Origin of the sequence: Paenibacillus solisilvae (assembly GCF_042656405.1) — a bacterium.
GTDB classification, from domain to species: Bacteria; Bacillota; Bacilli; order Paenibacillales; family Paenibacillaceae; genus Paenibacillus_Z; species Paenibacillus_Z solisilvae.
The window spans coordinates 1-3,910 of the sequence record NZ_JBHSOW010000010.1; the positions used below are offsets into that span (position 1 = coordinate 1).

The window sequence follows — 3,910 nt, forward strand, 5'->3', positions numbered from 1 at the left end:
TCCAAGTTCACTCATTCCTTATGGTACCATAAGGTTTTTTTCTGAGTGTCTACTTGAAGGGGATAATACCACGAAGCCAGGCCACGACAGTTTTTATTGATTACACCTTCTCTAATTCCTTTGCACGGCGATAAAATGTGTTTGGTTTCAATCCCAATTGCTTCATCGCAGCCACAGCAGTCATCCCACCACTTTTCCATTCATGATAAACCTTCTTAAATTCCTCGGTGACCCCCTGCTTTGGTCTACCGAATCGAACCCCTCTTCCAAGAGCCACTTCGATCCCTTCCGCCTGACGCTGCTTGATCTTCTTACGCTCTTGTTCAGCTACGTAAGAAAGCATGGAAAGGAATTGATCTTCAAGCAGTTTTCCTAAATCACCCATTGTTTTGAACTTGCGACTATCGAACAAAGACTCATTTTCCAAGACGATGATGTCGGCGTTTACTTCTCTTGTGATGTGTCTCCATTCGCGGATAATTCCATCATAGTCACGGCCGAGCCGATCAAGGGCATCCAGATAAACCAAATCTTTCTCTCGAATCATCATTTTCATTGCCTGGTATTTGGGTCTGTCAAAATCCTTGCCGCTTTGCTTGTCAACAAATATGTATCGTTCCTCAATTCCGAGCTCGTGCATTTTCTTCAGCTGACGTTCTGTATTTTGGTCCTTGGATGACACTCTTACGTATCCCAATTTCATAAAGTCACTCCCCCTTTTGAAATACTTTAGTATGTCAATAACTATAAACAAATCGCGAAATATTTCAATAATTATTTTGATAGTTTTTGACATGTATTTTTAAGAGGGTTTTTGACTATTTCAAAAAGTATGCTTTATGACACTGTATCTTGGGATAGAGAACTTGGTGAGGATACTAAATTCGTCAGGTTAGAATACTCTTATTATCCAGTGTTCGACATTTTCAACTCTTGAAAAATACAAAAGGACTGTTGTTTACACTGTGTTATTCAGCTATCTTTTATTTATTCCTCAATGCAATCCAATCCAAGAGGAAACTATGATCTCTCTCTACTCTATTACAGCGTGTTGGCCCGAATCCCTGCGGCACACAGTACGCAAAAAACAGAGCAGCCAAAATCCGGCTCGCTCTGTTTTTTTAATCCATTCAATTCAGCTCGCATCATTCTGCGGGTTAAGATGCTTCCTGTAGACAACCCTCAAAATCGTTATGCTGATTTCATACAGCAGGAAGAGAGGGATTATCACAATAATATCCGACAAGAAATCGGGAGGGATGATGGTAACGCCCACGATTAAGAGAATAAAGCTACATTTAGATCGTTTGAATCGCGTATTTATTTATTCTGCGGTAAAGAAGGCTGCACAGGATCAGCATACTTCTGTTTCTCGTCTTCTTCCCCGCCAACCAGATTCCGTGTCGCTCCTTTAAATTCACTCAGCGTGCGACCGAAGGCGCGGCCAAGCTCGGGGAGCTTGGATGGTCCGAAGATAATAAGGGCGATAATTAGAATCAGGACCAATCCGCCAATACCAATGTTTCCAAAAGGCATGTTAACACATCTCCTTCACATTATTTTCCGAGCTTGAAGCCACTAATCGCCACTACAGCAGCGCGGGCCTTGAGGTCGCCGCTGCGGTGCGGCCAGCGGCTTGTTGGATTCTGCAAATCTTTCGTTTCTTCTCCAGGATGCTGGATAGAAAGAAACAGGGTCTGCTCGTCCGGTGTGAAGAATGGACCTGTCATTTCGCTTTCCACTGGACCGGAGGCGAATTGAAGCGCAATGCCTTTACTCGGACCTGAAGTCGGAATGACGAACAGGCCGTTGTTCATAAAGGATTTGTATACGCCTTTGTTTTGGCTGGTACTGGAAATGTCGGTTACCACCCAGAGATCCCCGTCTGAATCGAATACCAGGTTGTCCGGTGAACTGAAGCCGGACTGTCTGCCGCCTGCAGCAAAGATCTCGAAATCAAAATCAAGTGCGCCAAGATCGTTGTTCGCTTCGAAGATTCTGGTGATATGCCCATGAATGTTGCCATGATTATCATTGTTCGTATGCGCAATAAACACCGTGTTATCGAACGGTGAAATTTCGATATCCTCGGGACGGTCTGTCGGCGTTCCCCCTACCAGCCGGGACGCTTCCTGGCACAAGGTAACGACGTCGCCTTGCGTTTTGAATTTTGCCTGGACATCCGCTTTGCCTTCAGCTGCTTTTAATACGCCATCCAACGTGATGGGAATCCATTTGCCCGTTTTCAGGTTGGCGACATATAGAGTACCGGATTCCAGAAGAGCGGAGTTGGCGCGGCCTTTGGATTTATCGAACTTGCCTTTGCTGATGAATTTGTAAACGCAGGCGTCTTTCACATCGTCACCCATATATACGACTACACGTCCGTCTGCTGCAAGTCCCATCGCGGTATTTTCATGATTGAACCTGCCGAGGGCAGTATGCTTCTTTAGATATGTTTTGTCGAAGGGATCGATTTCAACGACCCAGCCGTAGTGAGTCGAGGGCAGCTTGGACACTTCGGCGGTATCGGAATAGTTCTCTTCACAGGAAAGCGCCGTGTTCCAAAGTGTCACACCGCCGGAGCAGTTCGCGAACGTGCCCTGCGCGGTTGTTGCGCCGCCAAGCGCTGCTGTACCCTTGGCCGGGCCGGTCAATTCAAATTTGGTGAAGCCATTGATGCGGCGGGCATGCTTGGATTTGGTATCCATCTTCCACGTTCCGTTCTCATCACGGTAAATTTCGATGACGGACATTCCCTGGTAGTAGAGGTTCTTCTGGACTTGATCGGCTGTCATCTTGCCGTCTTTGATCGGGCCAATGCTAAATACACCCGTATATTCATGGTTATTCACCAGCAAACCGCGTACATTCGAGCCTTCCAACGGGAAGAAGGCATTATAATCGGAGCCGTCACCGAATTTTTCGCCAGCCTGATTGATGATGTCGTCCATAGCAGCGATTACATCGTATTTAAAGCCTTTGGGAAGAATCAATTGGTCTTCTTTGGAAGGAGTGATAGGTTCAAAGTAGCCGCTGACCTTATTCGTTTTGAATCCGAAGAGATGGTTCGCAGTTGAAGATGCAGCATTTACTTTACCATCCAGTGTCCCGAGACCTGCAGATGCAACTGCCAGAGCAGCTGCTCCTTTTCCAACATAGGATAAGAATGTTTTACGGTCGATATTATTATTCAATGTATTCACTCCTTCAAAAAATTTGCTAGTCCTAAAAAACTATATTGCTGTTTTATACGAGGGAGGTTAACTCTGTGTGTTAAATATGTAAATTTGGGCTTTATGGGTAATTTAATCTATATTCAGATTTCTCTATTCCTCCCGTTTGCCGCCAATTTGTTAAGTTGAATGTCTGATCACATCCCTGTCCTACTTTCCAGTCTTTCTAATTATTTGAAAGCAAACAAGATCCCAAGGAAAAACTTTTCTGGAACCTTGTTTGACTGATGCTATCAAGCAAACTACACACCTAATTAACTTCAATATATAGGCCCTTTAAAATCCCCCCGTGTTTCCTTCTTTGCTCGATCCACATCCGGCCAACACGACTACCATGATGGCAATAATACTGAAAGACAACCATTTTGCTTTCTTCTCTCCCTTATCATGATATTATTAAGTGCTTATATATCAATTCGCTTATGATCTTAAATCGTGAATGTTTTCGGATTGTTAACGTATTGTTATCAAATAATTAAATTAGCACTCACTAATATAATGCTTTACTTATATTAAAGGGTTTGGTTATAATACTAATGGATATTCGATAAGGGATATCACATCACTCCTCAGTGAGAATAACCGAAACGAGGTGATATGGAATGATTTCCTTAGATGCATTAGCCGAAACCCTTAAACTCCTTTCCGATAAAACACGCTTGACAATCCTTGCC

At 44.0% G+C, this 3,910-nt stretch carries 3 protein-coding genes; all 3 read right to left on the bottom strand.

Features of this window, described 5'->3' with window-relative positions; translation table 11 throughout:
* Window positions 1-100: 100 nt before the first annotated feature.
* Window positions 101-703: a recombinase family protein gene (locus tag ACFPYJ_RS02205; protein ID WP_379186414.1), complete on the bottom strand. Its 603-nt coding sequence runs from the start codon at window positions 701-703 to the stop codon at window positions 101-103.
* A 617-nt stretch (window positions 704-1,320) separates the two neighbouring features.
* Entirely contained in the window at window positions 1,321-1,536 is a 216-nt protein-coding gene (tatA, locus tag ACFPYJ_RS02210; protein WP_379186415.1) for a twin-arginine translocase TatA/TatE family subunit, read from the bottom strand.
* A 20-nt stretch (window positions 1,537-1,556) separates the two neighbouring features.
* Window positions 1,557-3,197, bottom strand: coding sequence for a PhoX family protein (locus ACFPYJ_RS02215; RefSeq protein ID WP_379186416.1), 1,641 nt, complete (start codon window positions 3,195-3,197; stop codon window positions 1,557-1,559).
* Between the last annotated feature and the right edge of the window lie 713 nt (window positions 3,198-3,910).

Coding starts and splice junctions, on each gene's coding strand:
- ACFPYJ_RS02205 (WP_379186414.1), bottom strand. CDS start 703: ATGAAATTGGGATACGTAAGAGTGTCATCCAAGGACCAAAATACAGAA.
- tatA (WP_379186415.1), bottom strand. CDS start 1,536: ATGCCTTTTGGAAACATTGGTATTGGCGGATTGGTCCTGATTCTAATT.